The 23,107-nt window shown below is 37.5% G+C and carries 17 protein-coding genes; 3 read left to right on the top strand and 14 right to left on the bottom strand.

Annotated features, from left to right (window positions below; translation table 11 throughout):
* Nucleotide 1: 1 nt before the first annotated feature.
* The 8 genes from DBR39_RS09890 to DBR39_RS09855 form a co-directional block, all read right to left on the bottom strand.
* Entirely contained in the window at nucleotides 2-1,201 is a 1,200-nt protein-coding gene (locus DBR39_RS09890; protein ID WP_124532662.1) for a hypothetical protein, read from the bottom strand.
* Nucleotides 1,202-1,334: 133 nt separating this feature from the next.
* A complete protein-coding gene (locus DBR39_RS09885) occupies nucleotides 1,335-2,351 on the bottom strand; it encodes a hypothetical protein (protein WP_124532660.1) in 1,017 nt (338 codons plus the stop codon).
* Between the two features lie 138 nt (nucleotides 2,352-2,489).
* Entirely contained in the window at nucleotides 2,490-3,821 is a 1,332-nt protein-coding gene (locus DBR39_RS09880; protein WP_124532658.1) for a quinol:cytochrome C oxidoreductase, read from the bottom strand.
* 8 nt (nucleotides 3,822-3,829) lie between these two features.
* A complete protein-coding gene (locus DBR39_RS09875; protein ID WP_103232293.1) occupies nucleotides 3,830-4,519 on the bottom strand; it encodes a c-type cytochrome in 690 nt (229 codons plus the stop codon).
* Between the two features lies 1 nt (nucleotide 4,520).
* Nucleotides 4,521-5,042: a DUF3341 domain-containing protein gene (locus DBR39_RS09870; RefSeq protein ID WP_047398786.1), complete on the bottom strand. Its 522-nt coding sequence runs from the start codon at nucleotides 5,040-5,042 to the stop codon at nucleotides 4,521-4,523.
* Entirely contained in the window at nucleotides 5,029-6,426 is a 1,398-nt protein-coding gene (gene nrfD / locus DBR39_RS09865; RefSeq protein WP_034724187.1) for an NrfD/PsrC family molybdoenzyme membrane anchor subunit, read from the bottom strand. Before nrfD ends, DBR39_RS09870 begins: the two co-directional genes overlap by 14 nt.
* A 25-nt stretch (nucleotides 6,427-6,451) precedes the next feature.
* Nucleotides 6,452-9,517: a TAT-variant-translocated molybdopterin oxidoreductase gene (locus tag DBR39_RS09860; RefSeq protein WP_124532656.1), complete on the bottom strand. Its 3,066-nt coding sequence runs from the start codon at nucleotides 9,515-9,517 to the stop codon at nucleotides 6,452-6,454.
* Nucleotides 9,518-9,540: 23 nt separating this feature from the next.
* On the bottom strand, nucleotides 9,541-10,899 hold the full coding sequence (locus DBR39_RS09855; protein ID WP_124532654.1) for a c-type cytochrome: 1,359 nt from the start codon (nucleotides 10,897-10,899) through the stop codon (nucleotides 9,541-9,543).
* 184 nt (nucleotides 10,900-11,083) lie between these two features.
* Here DBR39_RS09855 and DBR39_RS09850 point away from each other — a divergent pair, with 184 nt between their 5' ends.
* A complete protein-coding gene (locus tag DBR39_RS09850) occupies nucleotides 11,084-11,641 on the top strand; it encodes an SPOR domain-containing protein (RefSeq protein WP_124532652.1) in 558 nt (185 codons plus the stop codon).
* A 53-nt stretch (nucleotides 11,642-11,694) separates the two neighbouring features.
* Here DBR39_RS09850 and DBR39_RS09845 read toward each other — a convergent pair whose 3' ends face one another.
* From DBR39_RS09845 to DBR39_RS09820, 6 genes are all read right to left on the bottom strand, one after another.
* Nucleotides 11,695-12,972 (bottom strand): DUF6080 domain-containing protein, encoded by a 1,278-nt coding sequence (locus DBR39_RS09845; protein WP_228447810.1) that lies wholly within the window; start codon nucleotides 12,970-12,972, stop codon nucleotides 11,695-11,697.
* Between the two features lie 74 nt (nucleotides 12,973-13,046).
* Nucleotides 13,047-13,862, bottom strand: coding sequence for a T9SS type A sorting domain-containing protein (locus DBR39_RS09840; RefSeq protein ID WP_124532650.1), 816 nt, complete (start codon nucleotides 13,860-13,862; stop codon nucleotides 13,047-13,049).
* A gap of 85 nt (nucleotides 13,863-13,947) precedes the next feature.
* On the bottom strand, nucleotides 13,948-15,489 hold the full coding sequence (locus DBR39_RS09835) for a protein adenylyltransferase SelO (protein ID WP_124532648.1): 1,542 nt from the start codon (nucleotides 15,487-15,489) through the stop codon (nucleotides 13,948-13,950).
* 75 nt (nucleotides 15,490-15,564) lie between these two features.
* Complete coding sequence (locus tag DBR39_RS09830) at nucleotides 15,565-17,943, bottom strand: transglycosylase domain-containing protein (RefSeq protein WP_124532646.1); 2,379 nt, start codon at nucleotides 17,941-17,943, stop codon at nucleotides 15,565-15,567.
* A gap of 6 nt (nucleotides 17,944-17,949) precedes the next feature.
* Nucleotides 17,950-18,414: a gliding motility lipoprotein GldH gene (locus DBR39_RS09825; protein WP_103232300.1), complete on the bottom strand. Its 465-nt coding sequence runs from the start codon at nucleotides 18,412-18,414 to the stop codon at nucleotides 17,950-17,952.
* Entirely contained in the window at nucleotides 18,407-19,807 is a 1,401-nt protein-coding gene (locus DBR39_RS09820) for a stage 0 sporulation family protein (protein ID WP_124532644.1), read from the bottom strand. Before DBR39_RS09820 ends, DBR39_RS09825 begins: the two co-directional genes overlap by 8 nt.
* A gap of 469 nt (nucleotides 19,808-20,276) precedes the next feature.
* Between DBR39_RS09820 and DBR39_RS09815 the strand changes: the two genes are divergently transcribed.
* Nucleotides 20,277-21,515, top strand: coding sequence for an OmpP1/FadL family transporter (locus tag DBR39_RS09815; protein ID WP_103232302.1), 1,239 nt, complete (start codon nucleotides 20,277-20,279; stop codon nucleotides 21,513-21,515).
* Nucleotides 21,516-21,527: 12 nt separating this feature from the next.
* Nucleotides 21,528-23,090, top strand: a complete 1,563-nt coding sequence (locus DBR39_RS09810) for a G-D-S-L family lipolytic protein (protein ID WP_124532642.1) — start codon at nucleotides 21,528-21,530, stop codon at nucleotides 23,088-23,090.
* Nucleotides 23,091-23,107 lie beyond the last annotated feature (17 nt).

The raw sequence follows: 23,107 nt of genomic DNA, 5'->3' as shown, positions 1-23,107 counted from the left end.
ATTAATTGATTTTATAACTGGAAATTTTCCAGTCTCCGTTTACATTTTTAAGCCCGAAAGTTACTTTTAAAGAAGTCGTCTTACCGCTTTTATCCGTTACATCATAAGTGGCGTTTACACTGGCCCCGTTTGCAGTGGCTCCGTTTGTTGTAATATTTTTCACACTTACATTTTTTACAGATCCGAAACCTGAAGTAGGGTTTGAGAAAGACTCATAACTTCCCCAGCTTGGATTGCTGGCTGTTTCATAAGCTGCTTTCAGATTCTGAGAACTTACATTGTTCAAAAATTTACTTACGGTATTTTTAGGATCTGCAGTTGGCTGTTTTGGTGCAGCTGGAGCTGTTGGAGTAGCTGTTGCTGGATCTGTCGTTGTTCCGGGAGTAGCTGATGGATTATTTGGATCTATCACAGCACTTGGTTGTTCCGGTACAGCGGTTGTATCAGTTTTTGGAACTGCGGGAACTTTCAGAGCAGCTGCATTTACATCAAGCCCGATTTTTGACATTTTGAAAGTCTTGGCAGTTGTTTTTACAGAAACTGTGATATCAATTTTGTTGTCCACTACTTTTGCTGCAGGAATAGAGGAGAACTTCAAGTTGAATCCTTTAAAATTATTATCCTGCATCAGGTTCTTTGCCGTAGCAAGTCTTACTCCGTTACTGAAGACTTCCAATGTAGCTTCCAGACCTGCTCCGGTGAAGGCTACAGGTTTTCCAGCCGCATCCACAAGTCTTGGAACGATCTGAATTGCAGTAGCTGCTCCAGATCCGTCATCTCCTGTAGGGGTTGTAATAAGGGTTAATGAGCCAGCCTTAACGTCATTAGGATCGCTTTCTTTGGCTTTATCATCTCCAAAGATATTCATTTCTCCAAGCGATGGTGGGTCAGTACTTGCCCATTCTATTCCGTTTTTCTGTGCAACCTCGTCTGCAAGTGCCATAACTTCGGGAACTTTTTTCCCGTTGATAAGTTTTCCAAGCGCTTTAAGCTCATTGATATCGCCATCAGCTTCTACACCAAATGTCTTAAGGATATAAAGAGCTTCATTAAACTTAATCTGCTTAATGGTAGGTAAACTGGAAGTCATATCATTGATACTTGACTGCAGTGTTTTAGTATTCGTAGCATCTACATGATCTTTCTTACATGCTGTAAAAAGCAACAGACTGAAAACAAGTAGAAAAGAAAACTTTTTCATTTTTATTTGGTTTGTTGCAAATTTAATAAAACCTTTATTAATACTGGATTTTATTTTTACTTTATGTTTTCAGGCTCATTTTATTATTTCTCCCGGAAATCTCAATGCTGCTTTGATATTCATTTAGAGCGCATTATTGTTTTTTAGGCTGCTCTTTTAGATCTCCTTTGAAAAAGCTGCTGAAAATAGTCTGCATATTGGGGAATGAAGGATCTTGCCAGTAGGGTATTTTGTAATTGCTGTTGTCTTTATCAAATTTTACTTTCTCAACATCATTGTCATTACTGAAGCTAAGTTCTGTAGGATAAAAATTATTATACAGAATGATCTGGTTATAATCTGGTTCGCTTTTATGTTTCAGCTTTACAAAAGCTAATTCATTATATTCCAGAAAATCCTTCAGTGTTTTTTCTGATCCTTTTTCGAAAGACATATTCAGGATGGTTCTGATATCATAGAATCGAAATCCGAATAACGAAAATTCTTTTTCCTGAAGTGCTGCATCAGTTACCTCGATCTGATCTTTCCGTTCGCCTTTTAATTCTTTAATTGTATTTCTTTTTGTTTTATATTCTTCGGGATTTCCTACATTTTTAAGTTTTGGGAGCTGAAGAGAATTGCCATAATCCCATGAGGAAGTCTCTTTTTTCTCATTTTTAGAATCTGTCAGTCTGAAAACCCTGTATTGTTCAACATTGGTGTTTTTCAGTTTTTTGGATTTATTATCAAAAATATAAGTTACAATTCCGTCAGTATAACTATTCAGTTTATTGTTTACTGTGACATAGGCGTTAAAATTTCCTTTGATGATAATGTATTTAGCCGGTTTATTATTTTTGATAACCACGGTTTCAATTTCCTTTACCTGATCATTGATTTTAATGACGGGCTGATCAAAGTCTGAATAGGATAATGTGGCCACTGGAAAATTATTATAAACCAGCTGAAATTTTTCCTGAGCCGGAGATAGCGCCTGTTTATCAATTTTTCCATCGATATCGGAAAATGCGAGTATGCTTCCGTCTTTTCCAAACACCGAAACTCTTGGAAGAGGCTGATTGTTTTTTTCAGAAACGAAAGTGATCGTCTGAGCGTGGATCAAGCCGAACAGGAATATGAATAGCGAGTAAAGGAAAAATTTTGTTTTCATAATAAGAATTTGGTTTAGTTAGTCATCTCATTATAGAGACGCAAAAAGTTCAGAATGGTTGCCTGGTGATTAACATGCAAAAAAAAAGACTGATTGTTTAACAATCAGTCTTTTATAATTTTATTTTGTTACAAGTCCTTAGAAAGGATACTCATAAATTTCAGATTCGTGTAGGTAAGGGTTTCCTGTAGGGATCAACTTCAGTTTAGATAAAGCTGAAAGTACAGTAAACATAAACAATCCTCCAACAAATAATACAGCACCTACAATTAATAAGAACACTTCAGGAGTTTTCCAGTATGGCCCTACCGTTCCCGGCATTACCATATTGAAGTAATCTAAAAGGTGACCTAAAATAACTACAACCGCCATTGTTGTTACTACTTTGTAATTTCTCTTGATGCTGCTGCTCACTAGTACCAATAATGGTAATAAGAAGTTTACAATAAGCATTGGTAAGAATGTAGTACCATAGTGTTGGAATCTTCCGAAGAAGTAATTTACCTCTTCCGGAACGTTTGCATACCAGTATAGCATGAACTGTGCAAACCATGTATATGTCCAAAGCATACTTGTTGCGAAAAGGAAAACTCCTAAATCGTGTAAGTGGTTGTCATTGAACTGTGGTAAGAAACCATTTTTCTTAAGATAAACACTTAATAGAATGATTACAGCGATACCACTTGAAAGGCAGCTAACCATTGAATACCAGATATACATTGTAGAATACCAGTGAGGGTCAATAGACATCAACCAGTCCCAAGCCCAAGCTGCAGAAGCAAATCCGAAGAATGCGATATATCCTACTGCCCATCTGTAAAGGAATTGATATTCAACTTTAGATTTAGTCTCATCTACTTTTTTAGACTGAGCTTTCAGTTTCCATGCGAAGAAAGAAGCACCTGCTACGTAAATGATCGTTCTGATAGCATAGAAAGGAATATTTAAGAATCTTTTCTTTTCGAATAAGATCACATCAAAATGCGGAGAATCCGGGTTTGTCAATTCAGGGTCCATCCAGTGGAATAAATGACCATTATGAGTGATGTTTAAGATCATCAAGATAATCAAGATAGCCCCTCCATAAGGAATATAAGAAGCGATGGCTTCCATTACTCTTGTGATGATAATCGGCCATCCTGCGTGAGCTGCGTGCTGAATACAGTAGAAAAACAGTACAGCGCAACTTACTCCAAAGAAAAAGACAGCTACAAAGTGCAGCGATGCCAATGGCTGGTTGTGAACCTGAAGCTCAGTGTGCTCTAAATGAGCTGCGTGATCCTGAGGTCCTACCATTTCACTTGAGTGTGTAGGAGCGTCGTGACCTGAAGCATGAACAGCTTCCATCATTTGTTCTATTTTCTCAGTAGAAATTCCTTTGTTCAAAAAGAAACCAATACCGAAAAGAACTAAACCTACAACAAGAAGTATTATAGAAGTTGATTTTAATTTTGGTGAAAAACTATACATTTCTTTTCTTATTTTTTAGTTTCGGTAGTCGTTTCAGTTTTTGCTGGTGCCGCCGCTGTAGCTGCTGCCGGTGCTGCTGCTCCTTTTTTGAAAGCACTCATCACATACATTGCTACTCTCCATCTGTCTCCTGCGTTCAATTGTCCCGCATAAGATCCCATTGCATTTCTACCGTTTGTTAATACATAATGAACAGATCCTACAGTAATTTCTCTGTCAGCATAGTTTGGCACTCCGGAGAATGCTCCACTTTGTACGATAGGTCCTTGTCCATCACCTCCTGTTCCGTGACATGCAGCACAAGTATGATCAAACAATACTTTTCCTCTTTCAATATCCTTAGCAGCATTCGCTGGGTTTAGAGGAGAAGCATTAAGCTTTTTAGAAGCATCATATCCTGCGTTATACTGGTCAACATTCTTTGGTAATAAACTTTCTTCAAAAACTCCGTCCTTATTCTGAGGAACTGATCCTTCTACAGGAGAAAGACCTGTTGCTCCATTGTTTTTAACAAAAGCGGGAATTTCATTTTCATGATCTGAATAAGCATCCTGCGCTTTCATCAATGGATCATAAGCTACCGGAAAATACATATCCGGGAAGTATACCAATGGTGTATTTTCTTTTGGACCGCAAGAGTTAAGTAAAACTGTTGTTAAACCTAAAACTGCTGTAATTTTTAATACATTCTTTTTCATTTTAAGCGTCTTTAACAGTTATTTCTTCAACTCCAGTTTCAATAAGCAACTGCTTTACAGATTCTACATCTTCAGTTACAAATTCCATCATGAATTTATCATCAGTAGTTCTTGGATCTGGGTTCTGAGCCGGAGCCCCTGGATACATTTTGTTTCTAACTAAGAAGGTTAAAGACATCATGTGAGCAGCACAGAATACCATTAATTCAAACATAGGAACTACGAATGCAGGCATGTTGTGAGCCCAGTCAAAAGCTGGTTTACCACCAATATTCTGAGGCCAGTCATGATTCATTACATACCAGGTAACCGTAGCACCGATAGTAACACCATAAAGAGCATAGAAGAAAGCAGCATCAGAAATTCTAGTTTTCTTTAACCCTAAAGCTTTGTCTAGTCCGTGAACCGGAAACGGAGTGTAAACCTCGTTTATTGCGATTCCTTTATCGTTGAATGCTTTAACGCCGTTCATTAAATCGTCGTCGTCAGCATAAAGTCCGTATACAATTTTAGTGGTGCTCATCTCCTTCTTTTGCTTTATAAGTTTCACCTGAAATTTTCAGAATCGATTTTAATTCAGCCTGTGCAATTACAGGGAATGTTCTTGCGTATAGTAAGAATAATACAGAGAAGAATCCGATTGTTCCTAAATATACACCCACATCAATGATCGTTGGCTTAAACATAGTCCAAGATCCTGGTAAGTAATCTCTTGAAAGGTTGATAACGATGATATCAAAACGCTCAAACCACATACCGATGTTAATAATTAACGCGATAATAAATGTAGCAATAATATTTGTTCTTACTCTCTTGAACCAGAATAATGCAGGAACAATCAAGTTACAAGTAATTAGCGCCCAGAATGCCCACCAGTAAGGTCCTACTGCAGCACCTGGAGAAAGATATGTGAAATCTTCAAATCTAGATCCTGAGTACCATCCGATGAAATATTCAGTAGCATAAGCTACCGTTACCATACCACCTGTAAGAACGATTACGATGTTCATAATTTCGATATGATACATTGTGATATATTCTTCTAAGTGACACACTTTTCTAGCAATCAACAATAGAGTCTGTACCATTGCGAATCCTGAGAAGATCGCACCAGCTACGAAGTAAGGAGGGTAGATTGTAGAGTGCCATCCTTTAATAACTGAAGTTGCGAAGTCAAAAGATACGGTTGTGTGTACTGAGAATACAAGGGGAGTTGCCAAACCTGCAAGAACCAAAGAAAGCTCTTCGAATCTCTGCCAGTGTTTTGCTTTACCACCCCAACCGAATGCTAGGAATGTATAGATTTTCTTCGTCCAAGGAGTTTTAGCTCTATCTCTGATCATTGCAAAGTCAGGGATTAATCCCATGAACCAGAATACAGTTGATACTGAGAAATACGTAGAGATCGCAAATACGTCCCAAAGTAGAGGAGAGTTGAAGTTCCCCCAAAGAGAACCGAATTGGTTTGGTAAAGGGAATACCCAGTATCCAACCCAAACTCTACCCATGTGAATTACAGGGAAGATTGCTGCCTGTACAACCGCAAAGATCGTCATCGCCTCTGCAGATCTGTTTACAGACATTCTCCATCTCTGTCTAAATAATAATAATACTGCTGAGATTAAGGTTCCGGCGTGACCGATACCTACCCACCATACAAAGTTGGTGATGTCCCAACCCCAGTTAATAGTTCTGTTAAGCCCCCATGCTCCAATACCTGTCCCGATAGTATAAGCGATACATCCGAATCCATAGAGAAAGAGAACTAGCGCAGCATATAATGAGATCCACCATAATTTACCTGCTCTTTCTTCGATAGGTCGTGCAATATCTTCTGTGATATCGTGATAAGTTTTGTGACCAATAATTAGAGGTTCCCTTATCGGAGCTTCGTAATGTCCTGACATTTTTTACCTATTTATTATTTAAACTTTATTTTTCTACTCTGTTTCTTACTTTAGTATGATAGAACACATTTGGTTTTGTTCCGATCTCCTCTAGTAAATAATATCTTCTGTTGCTAGAATACAATTCTCTAACTTCAGACTCTTTATCATTCATGTCTCCGAAAGTCATTGCTCCAGTAGAACAAGCAGCAGCACAAGCACAAGAGTTCTTGAACTCAGTATCTGTTACTTTTCTGTTCTCTCTCTTAGCTGCTAAAATAGTAGCCTGAGTTTCTTGGATACACATTGAACATTTCTCCATTACCCCTCTAGTTCTTACAACTACGTCTGGGTTAAGTACCATTCTTCCTAAATCGTTGTTCATGTTGAAATCGAACTTATCGTTTAGGTTATACGTAAACCAGTTGAAACGTCTTACTTTGTACGGACAGTTGTTTGCACAATATCTTGTACCGATACATCTGTTGTAAGCCATATGGTTTTGACCTTGCTTACCGTGTGAAGTAGCCGCTACCGGACATACAGTTTCACAAGGAGCGTGGTTACAGTGCTGACACATTACTGGTTGGAAGATTACATCCGGATTGTCTGCAGGGTGGTTTAATGCACCTCCGTCTCCGAAAGCAGTACCGTACAATTCTGGTACAGCCATTCCTTCTTTCAATCCTTCGTATACTTCTACTTTCTGTCTTGAAGAATAGTAACGGTCAATTCTTAACCAATACATATCTCTAGACATTCTTACCTCTTCTTTACCTACTACAGGAACGTTGTTTTCAGCCTGACAAGCAATTACACATGCTCCACAACCTGTACAAGAGTTCAAGTCGATTGATAAGTTGAAGTGAGGTCCATCTGTATCATCGAAAGCATCCCAAAGGTCAATTTTTCTTGCTGGAAGCGCCCCACTGATTGTGTGGTATTCCAAAGGCTTGTTCCATCCTTTGTGCTCATCATCAAAAGGAACAGAGATGAACTCAGCCAAAGGAACTTCTTTAGCGATTTCATAACGACCCATCAATGTATTTTGAAGCTGGATACCTGCAAATTCGTGGTCTTCTCCTGTTTTTTCAATTTTAACACCTGAAACAGCAAGATTAGAACCGTCAAATAAAGGATAAGCGTTTACCCCTGTATCTGCAGTTGCTCCTGAGTTTTTCTTACCATAACCAAGCGCAAGACCTACAGATCCTTCTGCCTGACCAGGTTGAATAAATACAGGAACATCTTTTATTGTTACTCCGTTTACAGTAAGGTTTACAATAGAACCATCCAACTGCATTCTCGCGTTAAGATCGTTATCAATTGCAAACTTCTCTGCATCTTTAGGAGAAATTGTTAAGTAGTTATCCCAAGACATTCTTGTCAATGGATCTGGTAACTCCTGCAACCAAGGGTTGTTTGATTGTGTACCATCTCCCATTGAAGTCTTAGTATATAATACCAATTCTAATTCAGAAGCTTTGAAGTTTCCTAGTTCAGCAACAGCCTGAGCAGCGTTTCCACCTGCATAAGCTAATGTTGTTGCATTATTAGAAGTAGTAATACCGTTGTACAATGCTTTGTTGAAAGAAGTAGCACCTAAGATAGAAGCTGCACTTGATTTTAAATAATCATAGTAATTATTTGCTGCATTGTTTTTACCGTTCTTCCAAACCAATAGAGACTCTTCAATCTGTCTTGATTTGTAGATCTTCTGGATCGTAGGCTGCATTAATGAATATACTCCAGTCTGTGGTTCGATATCTCCCCAAGACTCTAGCCAGTTTGCCACTGGAATTACAGCTTTCGCTGCTTTGTACATTTCATTTTTCTTATCAGCTACAGCAATTACATAAGAAACTTTTGATAAAGATTTTTTGAAATCTTCACCTTTTGGATGAGAGTAGATAGGGTCTACGTTGTTTGCGATTAATACGCCAACCTGACCAGCATTTACCCATCCTAAGAATTCCTGGTATCTTGCTTTATCAAATTCTTTAAGGAAGTTTGCTTTACCTGTGAAAGCTACTGATCCTAATTTTTGGTTGATTAAGTGTGCTAAAACCTGTGCTCCTTTAGAACCGTCAGCTAAAACAACAGCTTTGCTTCCTTTTGCTTTAAGTTCGTTAGCAATTTCAGTTGCAGTCTTATCAGTAGTACCGCCACCTACGATTGCGTTGTAAACTTCAACTAAAGTTTTGTTTACAGCACTTGGTTTTAATCTATATCTTGAGTCAGAGTTAGCACCAGTTAATGACATGTTAGATTCCACTTGGATGTGTCTCAACATGTTTGCACCTGGCTTTCTAGCTGCTGCATAAGATGTTTCTAAGCTTGAAGCGTTATAATCTCCTAAGAAATCAGCCTGGAAAGAAACTACTAGTTCAGAAACTTTAAGGTCATAAACAGGCAATGCTCTCTGTCCGAATACTTCCTGGGCAGCATCTAGAGCTGCAGAATAAGGGAAAGCATCATAAGTTACTAATTCTGCTGTAGGATATTTAGACTTAAACTCAGCAAATAGCTTTTTGAAAGTAGGCGAAGCAAAAGAGTGCGATAAAAGCACAATCTTTTTACCTGACGCCTTAGCTTCTTCTAAACCTTTAAGAACAAAACTGTCTACTTTATCGAAAGTTTCGTCTTTACCGTCTAGTTTAGGCTGCTTTACTTTATCATTATCATAAAGAGAAAGTACACTTGCCTGAGCTCTTGCGTTTGTTTTTCCTAAATCACCAGCTGCTGGGTTTGGATCAATTTTGATAGGTCTACCTTCACGGGTTTTTACTAAAACACTAGCGAAATCGAAACCGTCAAAATATGTTGATGCGTAATAGTTAGGAACCCCTGGAATAATATCATGTGGTTTTACCACGTAAGGGATTGTTTTGATTACAGGAGCTTCGCAGGCAGCTAATGTTACTGCTGCTGTAGAGAATCCTAATAATTTAAGGAAATCTCTTCTTGAAGTACTTGATCCGTTTTGTTCAGCATCTCCAAGGAAATCTTCTACCGGAATTTCTTCCTGAAACTCTTTAAGAGCCAGCTTACCATTTAAAGCTGGGTCTTTAAGTTCATGAATACTTCTGAATTGTATTTTGTTTGAAGCCATTTATACTTCTAATTTTTTAGTTATTAATAATGACATTTACCACACTCAAGACCTCCAATTGCATCTACAGTGATCTTACCTCCATCTTGTGGATATTGTTTTTTCAACTTGTCGTGTAGATTTTTGAAGTACTCTTTATTATAACCGTTGTTCATATCAACCTCAGTCGTTCTGTGACATTCAATACACCATCCCATAGTAAAGTCATTAGCCATCTGAACAACATTCATTGTATCAATTTTACCGTGACAAGCTTTACATACAACGTCAATTTTGTTGTTAGGATTCTTTTTGTTGAAAGAATTGATGATCGCTTGTTCACCTGCTACTACGTGCTGAGAGTGGTTGAAGTATACGAAATCTGGCATGTTGTGGATTCTTGTCCATTCAACCGGCTGTGTTTTTCCTGTGTACTGTTGTTTTGCAGGATCCCAACCTGTTGCAGCGTAGATCTTCTGGATTTCTCCGTCATAGAAAGCCTTATCTTTTCCTGGCTCCATGTAGTGATCTTTGTTGTATTCTGAAATTGTTCTGTGACAGTTCATACAAACGTTCATAGAAGGAATCTCAGATACTTTTCCGTATTTAGCACTAGAGTGACATAATTGACAGTCAATTTTCTGTTCTCCAGCGTGAATCTTGTGAGAGAAGTAGATAGGCTGTTCAGGTTTGTACCCTTTATAAACCCCGATCCACATTAACCAGTTCCATACTCCATAAGCCGCTAAAATAGCTAGAATAGCTAATAAGCCCTTACCAATAAAGTGGAACTTCTCATACATTTCACTGAACGAACGAACTCTTGTTTCGTTGAGTCCTGCTAATTCTTCAGACTGACCTAAAGTTACCAATTGTCTTAGTTTAACTAAGATCCAAACCAGTAAACCTGCGATCGCTAAAAGTGAAATGATTACTACGTTTGTAGTAGTTTTGTCTGCAGGAGCTGCCGCAGCAGCGTCAGTTGCAGTTGTTGCTTCCGGCTTTTTCTCTTCCGGAGCAGGAGGATTAGTCGTGAAAGCTAAAATGTCGTCAATATCCTTATCTGTAAGATTTGGAAAGACCTGCATTTCAGTCTTGTTAAACTTTTCAAAAATCTCATTGGCGTATTTATCCCCAGAAGCTCTAAGAGCTTTGTTGTCTTTGATCCACTTGTGAAGCCAATCTTTGTCTACACCACCTTCTGTCTTTACTCGTTCCACAACCCCCTTTAATGGTGGTCCAACAACTTGTTTGTCCAGCGCGTGACATGCAGTACAATTCGCTTTGAAAAGTTTCTCTCCGTTTTTAGGATCGCCGTCTTGCCCGTAAAATGAAGCACTGGTTGATAACAATAAACCTATTGCAATCAACGTTTTTTTATAATGCTTTCTCCAACTAATCATTTAAATTATCTTATGTTAGTAAATTATTGAACATTCAATCAATTCCGCAAAAATAATATTTTTAACAGGAATTTAACGGTATATCGAAAAGGGAAAATATCATTTACGTTTAATTTGTATTGATTCTAAATAACTAGTTTGGTATAGTTTTTTAATTTGTATAAATTTGCGCAAACAAGTTTAAATGAGAAATTTGATTAAAATATTTTCGATATTATCATTGTTTTGGTTTTATAATATTGAAGCACAGCAGGTTGTTAAGAAGGATACTCTTTCAGGGACAGAGCTTGTCATGACAATGGATTCCAAAATAAATGCAGCTTTGGAAGGAATCGAAGGGAAGTGTTCCAAAGTTGTCACCAATAATTCTTCTAGAGATGTTACGAATATTGATAGTGGAATTTCTTCAGGGACAATTACGAAGCCTCCCAAAATTTATATTCCAAACAGGGAACTTACCAATGCTGAAATTTGTAAAAAAAATCCAAGAATTTTAGGATTTAAAATTCAGATTACAACAGTAAAAAGTAATGAAGAAGCCAACGAAGTGAAGTCTTATTTCAGAAAAAGATTTCCTAATCTGAAAGTAGAAACGGATGCTTCTTTAAGACCGAATTATAAAATTTTGGCGGGAAGTTATTTCACTAAACAAAGTGCTGCGGGGGATCTTTCAAAAATAAGAGAGTACTTCAAATCTGCAGTACCAGTACAATACAGAATTTTCTGTGCAGAAGCAAAATAGAAGAGGTTCTTTTTTAAAATAAACAAAAAGCCGAGAAAATTTCTCGGCTTTTTTTATTGGTAATAAGTTTCCATAAACCAGAAAAATTCAGACATTCTAAATAGATTATTGGCGAGAAGATAAACAAACAATATGGCTACTGTCAATGTTAAAAATGATAGTGTTTTGGGTGATGATTTGTACGCATAAAAAAGCCATCCTATAAGAAGAGGATATACAAAAACAAAGTGTCCTCCGTAGATGTATGATGTATGAAGTCCGAATCTCATAACACAGTGAATGATAATGTCAACAATGAATGAAAGAGTGATAACCTGAACCCATTTATTTTTAAAATTTTTAAAATAACTCCAACTTATAAGGGCTAATAATATGGCTATAAAAAGGTAAGGGAATACTGAAGAATAAACATCCATGTAAAGACCCTTGAAATGGAATCCCTTCATGTTATGTTTGTCTGAAAGAATGAATCCCGGGAAAAGAATATTGCCTCCGAAAAAGAATGAGCTAATCATATCCCATGTCGGCATTGATTCTACGTTGGAAAACTTTTCATACTGTTGGTTTGTTTTAGAAAAGATATTCTGGTATTTGAAATCTATTCTGTTTAAGTAAAGGAGTATAAAGCAAATGGTGGCTACAGCTACTCTGAATACAGCATTTCCGAATTTTTTCCAGTCTCTGAATAGATTTTTCTCAAAAAGAAGGGGAATAAAAACTTTCACAAAATTGGTAATGGTAAGCCCTCCAATGGTAATTCCTGCAAGAGAAAGGGCTGCGGCAGGTGTTTTTTCTTCTTTCCTTAGTTTTATCGCCGCATAATAATTGTATAAGGATAATAAAAATAAGGTATACGTGAAATTTTCCGGAGTAAAGGATAGGATAATATTGGTTGAAAATGTTCCAAAGAATAGAATGATCAAAACGTTTAACCATAGTGGAAGAGAGATGATATTCTTTAAGTATTTGAAAACCTGAACAATATTTAAGCTGATAATGATATTGCTAAGCCATGCCAGGGTGAGCCTGAAGTTCACATCCATTTTTCCGCCTGAAATGAATAATGAAAATTCTCTTACCCAGTTGAAGAAATAATAGGATAGTGGATGTCTTTCAAAGCTTCCACCGGTCATAAGGATAGATTTGTTATCAAAGCTAAAATAAGCATCCCACGGTATTCTGTTGTCAAATATGATTCTGTAATGAATAGCAATATAGGAACCTAAAATTCCATAACAGGTAATAAAAAACAGGAAAACAACCAGCTCGGCATAGGTGGAAGGAAAAATAAGTTTAAAGAAACTGATGATTTTTGTTTTGATAAAAGACACGTGTCAAATTTTTTGCAAAAGTAAAATAAAAAACCACCAAAATTGGTGGTTGTGTAAAGATTGTATAAACGTTGTTATTGTTTGATCACTTTTTCTGTGGTGGAAGTTCCATCTGAGAAATCTACTTTCAACAGATAGGTTCCTTTTGGAAGTGAAGAGATATCTATTCTTTCAGAATTGTTATTGATCAGAGATTTTCCAGAAATATCAAATACTATAGCAGATTTTATCTTTTTGTCTGTTTTTATATTGACTTCTCCTTTTGTAGGGTTGGGATAAATATCTGTAACAGATTTAGCTTTAGCAGAAGCTTCCTGAGTAGATAATGTAGCACTAGCCAAAACCTGTATATCATCTATTGAAAGACTGTCTGCATCATTTGCAACATAACGGAATCTGAATTTAACGTTTGCCTGTCCTGCATATGGAGTTAAACTTACTGTGATAGCCAGTGTTTCGTAGTCAGTATAAACGCCGTAGTTTTCTTCAACCCATACCTGATTCCATACCGTTCCTCCGTCTGTTGATACTTCTACCTTCAAATCTCCGTTAGGATTAGGGGAAACCATGTATTCATATCCTATTTTAGCATTAAACTTCAGTACAGGATTGGTTGTTCCTACTAAACTAAATGAAGGACTTGTTAAATGAGCGTCCTGGGCTTGGGCAATCCATCCAATACCTGCAGATTTTCCGCCTGTAATATTAAATGTTGTTTGCCCGGATGCGTTAAATATCGTTGTGGTAAATCCCCAAGGTCTGGCGGCTACATTTGTGCCTGTTGTCCAGCCCGTGGGAGGAAATGTCGTACCCTGAAAAGTCTCTGTGAGAATCTGTGCATTCCCTAGTATGGAAGAGACTAAGAACATGAATAGTAATTTTGTTTTCATTTGCTTTTGGTTTTAAGTTATTAGTAAATATAATAAAAAAATGAAAATAATTACTTGTTTTTTAGTGTTTTATGAATATTTTCACTTACGAACTACATGAAAGTGTAGAACATCCTGCAGTGTCATCATAGCCAGATGGCCTTTTGACGGAGAACTCAGGATATATTTCCTGATAGGGAGATTCTAATGCTTTGGTGAGTTTTTCAAGCATTTCTTTTTTACCATTACTGATCTCTTCGATGCATTCGTAAAGGAGATAATTTCTAAGAATAAACTTGGGGTTTGTTTTTTTCATCATCGCTGTTGAATCTTCTCTTGAAATAGAGTTTAAGCTTAATCTTGCTTCGTAGTTCTTTATAAAGCTGGTAAGTTTTAAAAGCTTTTCTTCATTAATGGGAACATAAGAAACATCTTTAAAGTGTTCTTTTATATCGGTAGATGGAGTTATTTTTTCCAGTTGGGTGAAAAACAAGGTGTAGTCTAACTGAAGTTCCTGCATTAATCCCTGCCAATTGGTGAAGAACTCCTCATCCTCTTTTTGAAGTTGATCAAATCCAAATTTTTTACAAAGCATTTGATCATGGGCTTCCCAGAAATATGTTCCAAAACGATTCAGGGTGTCTTCTAAAAATTTTTCATCCTTAATTAATGCGTGAAGGGCATTGGCAAGCTGCCAGAGATTCCACTGAGCAATCTGTCCCTGTTTTCCGAATGCATATCTTCTTCCGGGAAGGTCAGTTGTATTGGGTGTGAAATTCAAATCATATTCATCCATCATAGAATAAGGTCCGTAATCAATTGTTAATCCGAGAATAGACATATTATCTGTATTCATGACTCCATGTACAAACCCCACTCTGAACCATTCCACGATCATCTCGGCAGTCCGGATGCAGATCCTTTCAAAAAAGTCTCTATATTTCTGACTGTCGGTGGATGTAATCTCCGGAAAATAGTTTTCAATGGTAAAATCGGCAAGATCCTGTAAGGTATTATATTCTCTTTGGGCAGACATCAATTCAAAATGCCCAAAGCGTATAAAACTTTCAGCTGTTCTGATGACCGCGGCGCCTTTTTCAAGTTGTGGATTTCCACTATACATGATATCGCGCATCACATCTTCTCCTGTAAATGCCAGGCTGAGTGCTCTGGTTGTAGGTACTCCTAAATGATACATGGCTTCGCTCATCAGGTATTCCCGTACTGAAGATCTTAATACAGCTCTTCCATCAGCATGTCTGGAGTAGGGAGTGGCTCCTGCACCCTTCCATTGAATTTCTGTCTTTTTACCGGCTTCATTGGTGATTTCACCTGCGAGGATCGCTCTTCCGTCTCCCAGCTGGCCCGCCCAATTTCCAAACTGATGTCCTGCATAGGCTGTGGCATAGGTTTGAACGTTTTCAGGAAGGTTGCTTCCTACCAGGAAATTCAGGTCCTTATCTTCAAATTTCCCCAATCCTATTTCTTCTGATAAAGCTTCATTAAAAGCAATCAGTTCAGGTTTGTCAAAGCCAGCAGGTTTGGTGGTGGCAAATAAAACCTTCGGAGTGTTTCTCTGCATAGAATTGTTGGAGAAATCACCAGGGAATTTCTCAATAAAAGGCTGTCTGATACGTTCGATATTCATGCTTCAAAGGTATTAATTATAAAAGAAAAGACCTTCCAAATAATTGAAAGGTCTTGTGTATTTCTAAAAGAGAATTTATTTATTGAAATCTACTTCATCATTGGAATGAAGGTTTTCATTGACGTTGTCCTCTTTCTTTTCTGTAGGTTTTTTAGGAGTTGGATCTGCCGGTCTTGGATTTTTGATCTCATCGATGGTCTGAAGACTTCCATCATCTCCATATCCTCCGCTTAAGCCTTTAAGGTTTGAACAACCGTCTTTCCAATCTGAAGGTTTGACAAATTTATCGTCAGGAGTTATTCCTAAACTCTTATCTGCCCATACTTTCTTCATGAAGATTGCCCAGATCGGTAATGCCATTTTCGCACCCTGACCTTCACCTGTGCCGAAGAAGTGAGTGGCTCTGTCTTCCCATCCAACCCATGCTCCGGTTGCTAATTTTGGAGTGATTCCCATAAACCATCCATCGGAGTTGTTCTGAGTTGTACCAGTTTTAGCAGCAATTTCTACCGCTTTTGAGATTCCTCTTCTTCCTAATTCTCCAGAAGCAGTTCCGTACTGTGCTACACCTTTCATCAGTTCAATCATGGTGTAAGCATACATCGGGTTCATTACTTCTTTTGGTTCCACGTTTACTTCCTTAATTACTCTACCATTGGCATCTTCAATTCTCCAGATCATTTCCGGTTTGTTGTGGTTACCATAATTGGCAAAAGTACTATAAGCTCCTAGCATCTCGTAAATTGTAATGTCTGATGAACCTAGAGCGATTGTATTGTTTCTCGGAATATCTTCTGTTACTCCCAGATCTCTTGCGGTCTGGATGACAGCATCTACTCCTGTCATTTCAATAAGTCTTGCAGCAACAGGGTTTTGAGAGTGAGCCAATGCATCTTTTAAAGTAAGCATTCCTCCTCTTCCCGGTACATGCCATCCGTTATGATCATAAGTTCCGTTAGAAACAGCTGAACAAGGAGTCATTCCCAGTTTCATAATAGCAGTTGCATATACGAAAGGCTTGAAGGTAGATCCTACCTGTCTCTTACCTTGCTTGATGTGGTCATATTGGAAGTGCTGCCAGTCTATACCACCTACCCATGCCTTGATCTCTCCTGTTCCGGGAACCATAGACATAAGGCCGGCCTGTGCAATTTGTTTGTGGTATCTGATAGAATCCCAAGGAGACATTTCTACCTCTTCTTCACCATTCCATGTGAATCTTGAAGTTTTGATAGGTTTCTTGAATTCCATCATAATGGAGTCTTCAGGCATGCCGTCAGCTTTTAAAAGCTTGTATCGGCCGGTTCTTTTCATGGCCTGAAGCATCACGCTTTGGATTTGTTTATCATTCAGATAATAGAAAGGTCTGTTTTTTCTTCCTCTCTGTTCTGCATCAAATCTCTTCTGAAGATCAGTTAAGTGCTCCTTGATAGACTCTTCTGCATACTTCTGCATTTTAGAATCAAGGGTTACATATATTTTTAAACCGTCTTTGTAAAGGTTAAGCTTCTTACCGGTTTCTTTTTCATTAGCGTCAAGATATTTGTCAATCTCTTTTCTCAGATAAAACTTGTAATAAGCAGAATATCCGTCAGTAATGCTTTTAATAGGGTGGAAGTCTACTTCGATCGGAGTATTGGCTGCTTTTTCATAGGTAGCAGCATCAATATATCCGGTCTTCTGCATCTGATCCAATACGACATTCCTTCTTTCTTTTGCCTTTTCAGGATATCTGTAAGGATTGTTTTTTCTTGGATTTTCAAGCATTGCTACAAATGTTGCAGCTTCAGGTAATGTAAGTTCCGAAGTTTTTTTGTTAAAATAAACTCTGGAAGCCATTTCTATACCGTTAGCATTGAAAAGGAAATCAAATTTATTGAAATAAAGAGTGATGATCTCTTCTTTGGTATATCTTTTCTCAAGACTTACTGCTACAACCCATTCTTTTAATTTCTGGAATCCTCTTTCAACTTTGTTCTGAGAAGCGTTCCCTGTAAAAAGAAGTTTTGCAAGCTGTTGGGTAATGGTAGAACCACCACCACGTCCACCACCATAGGCTACAGCTCTGGCAACGGAATATAAGTCGATTCCTGAGTGTTCTTTGAAACGTTCATCTTCTTTAGCCTGAAGAGCATAAATAAGATAAGGAGGAAGGTCCTTATAAACGATAGGCTGCGTTTTTTCTTTTTCAAATTTACCTAAAGTGACTCCGTCTGAAGAAATAATTTCAGAAGCGACAAAGATATCTGGATTCTCCAGTTCTTTTACATCAGGCATTTCCCCAACGAATCCTTGGGAAACCGCAAAGAAAAGCCCCGAAATTCCCAGAACTACTGCAATGAGTCCAATCCAAATAAATGAAACCCATTTTTTCCAGGAGGTATCTTTCTTTTTTTTGGGAGGCAGAGGAAATGTTTTCCCCTTATTTCCTGCATTTTTTTTGTTTTCTTCCATTTATGGTTACGGTTTAGCCGTTTCTATTTTTACCCCAATATCCTCAATTCCCGGAAGGTTATCGTTTCTCATTGCCTGAGTCAAGCCGATTTCATATTTTCCTTTTCCCGGAAATTTATAATTTAATTTATACTGAAACAATGTTTCCTTTGTATCACCAAAGCCTGTACCAAGCCATTCTCCATTTGGTTTTGCCAATACATAATTCAAGGTATCGGTTTCCTTTTTTTTGTTTTGGAGATTGGTGAAATTTACAATGAACCTTATATTGCTGTAAGGATAACTATTGTTGTTTCTTACGACAAATATAATATTTTTAGGATTCTGCGGATCTGAAATTTCAAGATTAAATTTTTGCTCACTTTTCTTATTCCATTTACTATCAACGGAATTCATGATAACGTCTCCTCCTGAGGAAGAGTTACAGCTAAAGAAAAGGATAAGGGAAAATAATCCTAGAATTTTACGCATCTTTATCTTTTTTTGGGGGAAATTTCTTTTTGAATTTCTTCTTGTTCGGATTGTTTTGTGGTTTATTGTCAGCATCAGAATTGCCTTCTACTTTTTCCACAGGTCCTTTTTGCTGTGGCTGTTGTTTTTGTGGTCTAGGCTGGTTTCCGGACTGAGCATTTGGATTTTCGGCTTTATCAGATCTTTCCGGTCTTTCTTGTCTCTCCGGTCTGTTTCTTTTTTGCCCTTGTCCTGACGGTGCCTGCTGATTGTTATTTTGCTTATTCTGGTTGTTTTGGTTGTTCCTGTTCCTGTTTCCTCTATTCTTCTTCTCAAAACGATCCACATTATTTTCCTGGATAAGGTCAATATTGTGAGTAGAAGGTTCCGGCTGTTTCAGGTCTTCCAGAGGAAGTATTCTTTCTCCTCTTTTATTTTTTGCAATCAGCTTTTTCACAAGATCAATGTCAAAATCGTACCATGCCATAGAACTATCTACGTAGGCAAACCACATTTTCTTTTTGAAAACATCAATTTTGATACAGAATGCTTTTCCTTTCTCCGTCTCCAGCATTGTTGAAGAAGATGGGAAGTTGCTCAACGCATCCAAATAACTGTCAAGCTCATAGTTAAGACAGCATTTCAGCTTTCCACATTGCCCGGCTAGTTTTTGAGGGTTAATGCTCAATTGCTGATATCTTGCAACATTGGTATTTACAGATCTGAAATCTGTAAGCCATGTAGAGCAGCAAAGTTCACGCCCACAAGATCCTATTCCACCTACTTTAGCCGCTTCCTGTCTGAAACCGATTTGTTTCATATCGATTTTAGTTCGGAAAGTTCCAGCGTAATCTTTGATTAGCTGTCTGAAGTCTATTCTGTTATCAGCCGTGTAATAAAAAGTGATTTTTGAAGAATCACCCTGATATTCCACATCAGTAACTTTCATTTCAAGGTTTAATCTTTGAGCAATTTTTCTTGCTTCAAGTTTTACACCATCTTCTTTTTTTCTTGCTTCCTGCCATACCTCAAGATCCTTTTGGTTGGCTTGTCTGTATATTTTGAGTGCAGATTCTTCAGAAAATTTTTTCTTTTTCATCTGAATCTTTACTAGTTCTCCTGTAAGGCTTACAACACCTACATCGTGTCCCGGACTTGATTCTACTGTAATTACGCTACCTATATGTAAAGGAATGTTATTTACATTCTTATAAAACGATTTCCTGTCATTTTTAAATCTAACTTCAACAAAATCACACCTGTTAGGTGCCGGATTGTTGATGTCAGAAAGCCAGTCAAACACACTTAATTTATAACTATTCCCGCAGGTATTTACACTTTCACAGCCACTTGCAGTTTTTTTAGGACCACAAGAATGTGCAGAATCGCCGGATGTTTTACATCCACAACTCATATATTACTATTATTTATAATCTGCAAATTTATGTATTTTTATCTTTATGCAATTCTAAAATACTTAAATAACCTGAATTCACCATAAAACATTTAAGTATTTTAAGTAAGAATAAGAGCTCGAAACTGGAATAAGGATCTCATAGAGGGGATAAAAGGAGAAGAATTAAAAAAAAAGAATATCAATTATTTGACTCCTTTTTTAAATTAACATTTATTATCATTTGCTCTCCTGCTTTATTTTTTTGGAGTAAGATTATTTTATAATTAAACAAACGTTTAAAATTAAACAGTTTGATTTTAATTATTTTATAGTGTACTTAAGTGTTTAATAATTAAAATATTGTATTGTATTTATTTCAATGTGTTATTTTAAACATAGTTTTCTTTTAAGATATTGTTTAAAATATTAGGAAATATTAACAGACGTATTCAAAATAATTTTATATTTGACTTATATATAATAGTCTATGAAAAAAATATTAGTATCAACTGCTTTATTGGCGGGAGTTCTATCTTACGCAGGAGGCTTTAGAGTTTCCCTGCAGGGGGTGAAACAATTGGCAATGGCGCATACTAGTGCTCATGCCGAAGACGCGAGTGTGACATTCTTTAACCCTGCGGGTATGTCATTTATCCCTTCCAAACTGAGTGTAGTGGCTGGAGGGTTTGCTGCAAGTAACAAGGTTACTTTTCAAAACTTCAATACTTTACAAAGTACAGAAACAGATAACCCTGTAGGAACTCCTTTCTATGCTGCGATTACTTATAGACCAATAGAAAAACTAACAGTGGGTCTTAGTGTTACAACGCCTTTTGGAAGCACAATTAAGTGGCCGGAAAACTGGGAAGGTAAAGAAATGGTTCAGAAACTTGAACTGAAGAGTTTTTACTTTCAGCCGATGGTTTCTGTGAAACTTGCCCCTTGGGTATCTTTTGGTGCAAGTTATATTTATGCAAAAGGAGTTGTAGATTGGGATAAAGCTGTAACACAATTCGGTGGGCAGGTGAATATCAATGATAAAAAAGCAAGCGGACATGGATATGGTTTCGGTTTCTATTTCAGACCTGATCCAAAATTAGACGTGAGTATTGCTTACCGCTCTGCAATAGATATGAAAGCGAAGAACGGTACGGCTACATTCCAGTTCCCGTCTCAATCTATTTATACACAGCTGAAACTGAATGCAGCAGGACAGGATGGTTTCTCAGCAGTTCTTCCTCTTGTTGAAGAATATACAGTAGGTTTAACATATAGAGTAACACCGAAATGGCAGGTTTCTGCTGACTTTAACTATCACGGATGGGAAAGATACAGCAAACTTACTTTAGATTTCGAGAATGCACCTATCGGAAATAATCCATCAGATCCGACTATTCTTACAAGTCCTAAGAACTTCAAAAACTCCAAAACATTCAGATTGGGAACTCAATATGCCTTCACCAATATGATTTACGGACGTTTGGGAGCTTATTATGATGAAGCGCCTTATACTACAGATAACTTTATTCCGGAAACACCTTCATATGATACTTACGTTGTAACAGGAGGGATAGGGATTAAATTGAAGCAGTTCGGAATTGATATCGCAGGAGGATATGCGATGCCTCAATACAGAAATGTAAATAACGCTACTCTAGGTTTCTACGGACAATCTAAGGCAACAGCGTTCTACTTGGGTCTAGGTTTATCTTATAATCCTTTTTAATTTTAGAAGACTATGAAAAAAATTATAATATCGACAATTGCAGTTTCTGCACTTCTTTTTACAGTAACGAGCTGTAATACGGATTTCGATACGGATGTAAAAGATATCCAGGTAACAAAAGGTGATGCAGATTTTACAAAATATATTTCACTAGGAAATTCACTTACTTCCGGATATCGTGATGGAGCATTATACAGTAGCGGCCAAAATGAATCTTATCCAAGTATGATTGCGGGACAAATGAGACTTGCAGGAGGAGGAGACTTCAAACAACCGTTAATGCCTAATGATGTAGGAGGGTTCAATAATCTTCCTGGATTTCCTGGAAAATTAAATCTTCAGGTGGTTAATGGATCTTTGTCTCCGGTGGCAAGTGGTCCGGCAGGGGCATTAGATGTCTTATCTGGTGGAGGAACTTATAATAATATGGGTGTGCCTGGTGCAAAATCTTTTCACCTGGTGGCGCCTGGATATGGTAGCCAGGCAGGTCTTGCTACAGGAACGGCTAATCCTTATTTTGTGAGGTTTGCTTCTTCTGCTACAACAAGTGTATTGGCTGATGCTATGGCTCAGAAGGCAACATTCTTTTCTCTTTGGATAGGAAATAATGACGTATTATCGTATGCTACCAATGGAGGAACAAACTCTCAGACCGTAGGAGGAGTTACCACTTATACTGCTGCTACTGTTCAGACTGGAAATACAAATCCTACGACTTACAAATCAAATGATATTTCTGATCCTGCACTTTTGGCTGGATCTATTAAAGCTGTGTTAGATGGCCTTAAAAGTGTAGGAACAACAAAAGGTGTTATTGCTAATATTCCTTCTGTTACTTCAGTTCCTTTCTTTACTACGGTGCCTTATAACCCTTTGACACCTGCTCTTTTAGGTTCGAACCTGACAACTCTTAATACAAGTTTATATGGTCCTTTGAAGCAGGCGCTTACCGCTTTTGGTGCCGGAGATAGAATTAATTTACTTTCTGCATCCGGACCCAATCCAGTTTTAATTAAAGATGTTGCTCTTACGGATCTGTCAGCTCAGCTTACTGCTGCTTTGACTCCTTCTTTAGGATTGCCTACAGCAACAGCTTTTGGACAAATCTTTGGACAGGCTAGACAGGCTACTGCAGATGATTATATCCTGCTTACTACGAGTTCTGTGATTGGAAGTACTGCTGCAGGGGTTCCGGCTCCGGTAAATATTTATGGTATTTCTTATCCATTACAAAACCAACATGTTTTAACAAAAACAGAAGCTGGTTATGTGAAAACTGCTACTACTGCATATAATACATCTATAAAATCACTTGCTGACTCTTATGGATTGGCTTTTGTAGATTCAGGAGCTAAAATGCTGGAACTGAACGGACAATCTGGTATTTCATATGACGGCGTGAAATATACTGCGAAATTTGTAACAGGTGGGGCTTTCTCTTTAGATGGGGTACACCTTACAGGACGCGGATATGGTGTTATTGCTAATGAATTTATTAAGTCTATCAATGCTAAATATAAATCTACACTTCCACAGGTAGATCCGAACAAATATTCAGGAGTTAAGTTCCCTTAATAATTGATAAAATAAAA

The organism is Chryseobacterium sp. KBW03 (genome assembly GCF_003852415.1).
Lineage (GTDB): Bacteria > Bacteroidota > Bacteroidia > Flavobacteriales > Weeksellaceae > Chryseobacterium > Chryseobacterium viscerum.
Note: the sequence above shows the minus strand (reverse complement) of the source record. Positions and strands in the feature narration are given on the sequence as shown.